Below are 3,228 nucleotides of genomic sequence, written 5' to 3' on the forward strand. Positions count from 1 at the left end.
GCGGCGCAACGAGGTTGAGCGACTGTTCCGACGCCTCAAGGGCTTCCGGCGCATCTTCTCTCGCTTCGAGAAACTCGATGTGATGTTCCTCGGCTTCATCAGCTTCGCGCTGATCGCCGATGGGCTTCGTTTGTGTTAACAGGCCCTAGAAGGGCCGAGCATTGACTAGGCAGTCCACCCGTCGACCCGGCAAAGCACGGGGCAGGCTGCTGATTAGCGGGCGGTCAGAGGTATCGACCAAACCGCGAAGCTCGACGACCATGACACGGCGCATTTCGTTGCGCTATGAGACCACTGGATGAATCCGTGGCGAGTATGACGACCACACGGCCATGTGTTCGTCATACTCGCAATCAAAGCCGTTTACACACGGCTCGGCCAATAGCAGCCATCCATCGACGAGGCAGAATTCGAGCATGGCCGACCCTATAGCGTCCCTCCAGCAATATCGAGATTTCTACGCGCGTCTGGTCGTTGGACTTGGCGGCAGCTCGAACCGGCGCCTCGTGGCAGCTTTTGCGGCGGTTGAGCGTGAGCGGTTTCTCGGACGCGGCCCGTGGGATGTCTGGGCTGGCGACGGCTACATCCAAACCGCGACGCCGGACCCTCGTTGGCTGTACCAAGACATCCTCGTTGGAATAGCCAAGGACCGAGGCATCAACAACGGTCAGCCTAGCCTGCACGCTCGGTGCCTTGCCGCATGCGCACCCAAGGCCGGTGAATCCGTCCTTCACATCGGCGCAGGCAGCGGCTACTACTCGGCCATCCTCGCTGAACTCGTCGGACCGGAAGGACGCGTCACCGCATACGAGGTCGAACATGACCTTGCCGAGCTCGCCCGAACCAACTTGGCGCCCATCAATCAGGTCGTAGTCGAAAGAAAAGACGCTACAAAAGAGCGTCTGCCGCCTGCCGACGTCATCTACGTGAATGCCGGTGCGACTCACCCCGTACGTAGCTGGCTAGATGCGTTGACCGTAGGGGGCCGCCTGGTGTTTCCGATGACGTCAGACTCTGGAGCCGGATTCATGTTGATGATTTGCCGGTGGCGGGAAGATGCATACACCGCAGCATGCTTGAGCTTGGCGCGATTTATCCCATGTGCGGGGGCGCGGAGCGTGGAAGCGTCGAGGGCCCTCACGAACGCCCTGTCCGCGAGGCCGCCGCAGGTTGTTCGCTCGTTTCATCGGGGCGACCAGCCTGACGGGACAGCGTGGTGCGTCGGCGACGGCTGGTGGCTCTCGACGGCCGCCCCAACGGCGTGAGCCGGCCATAACCCGCCATTGGGCGAAGGCGCTCAAATCGCCCGGTAGCCGGCCTTCGCGGCTCGCACGCAACAATTTCTGTCCCACTTGGGGCAACGTCCTCTGAAGCGCGTGCACACCAACTCGCCGTGCATCAACAATCGCCCACGTGTGGCGATGATGCCTCGCACACTTGGTCATTCGCCTTATGCAGGAGGACTGATGGCAATTCGCCTCGACGGTTTCGAAGATTTCATGACCCAAACCTTGCGCGAGTGGAACGTTCCGGGCGCGGCGGTGTGCGTAATGTCTGGCGACGAGCTAGTACAACATCCCGTAAATAGCTTTATGTAATAGGCTCGAAGTAGGGACCGAGCAGAGAGACCACCAAGTCGGCAACCGTGGCGAGGTCCCCCATGGCGGGCAAGGGCTCCCAGCGGCCAGTGTGGCTGCGGAATGCGGCGGAGTAGGAGTTGCGCGCGAGCTCGGTGAGGCGTGCGATGGTGTCAACGCGGTCGTCAGCGTCGTCACCGCCATCGCTGTGCATCTGGATCAGCAGATGCTTGCCGTAGGGCTTGACGCGCGCGCGCCGGTGTCCGGTGAGCGTGGCGAGTTGGCGCTCGAGCTCAGCGGCCTTTCTTTGTACTTCGAACGTTGGCATGGTGTTTGAACCTCAGGGGTTCGCCGGTTTGTAGCTCAAAGCCGGCGAATGTCCATTCGAACGGCTGGGGCGCCTGGTTGCGTTGCGCCATGAAGGCTTCGGTGCGCTCGCGCAATTGCGCGATGGACGAATGACTGGCGTGGCGCAGGACGCGGCGCGCGTAGATGCCGAACAGCAGTTCGATCTGATTGACCCAGCTCGCATGCAGCGGCGTGAAGTGAAAGACAAACCGGTTTCCGTGTCGGGCGTTGAAATCGTCCCACACGGCCTGGGCGCGGTGGGTGTTGAGGTTGTCCCACACGATATGAACTCGCCCCTTCGGGTGAGCAAGCGCGACCTGCTCCATGAAGGCCACGAGATCGGCCTGGGTGCGTCGATCCGAGCAACTGCCGATGACGCGCCCCGTGTGCACGTCCAGCGCGGCAATGAGGGCCTGTGTGCCATGACGGATGTACTCGAACTCGCGCCGACGCGCTCGACCGGGCTGGGGCTCGCGGTCCGCGTGTTTGCGCTCGATGGCCTGGATTCCGGTCTTCTCGTCAATGGACAGCACGACCGACCCCTTGGGTGCCCGGCGGTACAAGGCGCAGATCTCGTTGACCTTCTGGCGGAATTGCGGGTCGGGGCTGTGCAGCCACTGTCGCACGCGGTGCGGGCGCAGGTCGCACGCGGTGCGGGCGCAGGTCGCCCGCTTGCAGAATGCGTTGCAGGTGGCTGCGGCTGATCTGCTTGACCACGCCGCGTTGGACGGCACGATCCACCAACTCGTCCAGCGTGGGCGTCGCACGTCCCTGCAGTTCGGCCGGCTCGCAGGCCAGGGCCAGCAGTTCCAGCCGTTGCGTCTCACCGATACGCCGGGGGCGACCAGGACGGGGCACCTCCTGCAATCCTTGAACGCCCTTGCGGGCCAGCCGCGAGCGCCAATGCGACACGGTCTGCACGGAAACGCCAACTGCCTCTGCGATCGCCGTCGTCGACGCCCCTGCGTGGCACATCAGCGCGATCTGCGCTCGAACCACTTGGCGTTGCTCGGCGGTGCCTCGACGGGTCAATAACTCAAGGGACTTGCGATCTTCTCGCGACAGCTTGATCGCTTGCGCTTGTCGTCCTCGACTCATGCCCCCGAGACTACCTCACTTCCAATATCAATGAAAGCTATTTACAGGATGTTGTACTAGTGTCGTGAGTTAGAAGTTCGCAAACAAAATCTCTCGACGCTCGCAAGGATGTCATCGGCAGTCTTGGACCAGACGAACGGCTTGGGGTCGCTGTTGTTGATCTTGATGTAGTGCCTGATGGCCTGTTCGAGCTGGCGCGTGGAGC

Annotated in this window: 2 protein-coding genes and 3 pseudogenes; 2 read left to right on the forward strand and 3 right to left on the reverse strand. The window is 62.2% G+C overall.

Features of this window, described 5'->3' with window-relative positions:
- Both AC1DYK_RS35210 and AC1DYK_RS35215 read left to right on the forward strand, forming a co-directional pair.
- Positions 1-139: pseudogene (locus tag AC1DYK_RS35210) on the forward strand (IS5-like element ISCARN85 family transposase); the annotation flags it as partial.
- Between the two features lie 277 nt (positions 140-416).
- The gene (locus AC1DYK_RS35215; protein ID WP_478170496.1) at positions 417-1,265 is read left to right on the forward strand and encodes a protein-L-isoaspartate O-methyltransferase family protein; all 849 of its coding nucleotides are present in this window, start codon (positions 417-419) and stop codon (positions 1,263-1,265) included.
- Positions 1,266-1,590: 325 nt separating this feature from the next.
- Here the strand turns inward: AC1DYK_RS35215 and AC1DYK_RS35220 are convergent, their stop codons facing one another.
- The 3 genes and pseudogenes from AC1DYK_RS35220 to AC1DYK_RS35230 all read right to left on the reverse strand — a co-directional run.
- Entirely contained in the window at positions 1,591-1,905 is a 315-nt protein-coding gene (locus AC1DYK_RS35220) for a hypothetical protein (protein WP_478170497.1), read from the reverse strand.
- Positions 1,871-3,023: pseudogene (locus tag AC1DYK_RS35225) on the reverse strand (IS630 family transposase). The gene AC1DYK_RS35220 and the pseudogene AC1DYK_RS35225 overlap by 35 nt, the downstream one beginning before the upstream one ends.
- A gap of 56 nt (positions 3,024-3,079) precedes the next feature.
- Positions 3,080-3,228 (reverse strand): annotated as a pseudogene (locus tag AC1DYK_RS35230) (IS630 family transposase); the annotation flags it as partial.

The sequence above is a fragment of the Variovorax sp. P2_H12 genome (assembly GCF_056403395.1).

Excerpts from the sequence above, each read along its gene's own strand:
- AC1DYK_RS35220 (WP_478170497.1), bottom strand. The coding sequence starts at position 1,905 with ATGCCAACGTTCGAAGTACAAAGAAAGGCCGCTGAGCTCGAGCGCCAA.
- AC1DYK_RS35215 (WP_478170496.1), top strand. The coding sequence starts at position 417 with ATGGCCGACCCTATAGCGTCCCTCCAGCAATATCGAGATTTCTACGCG.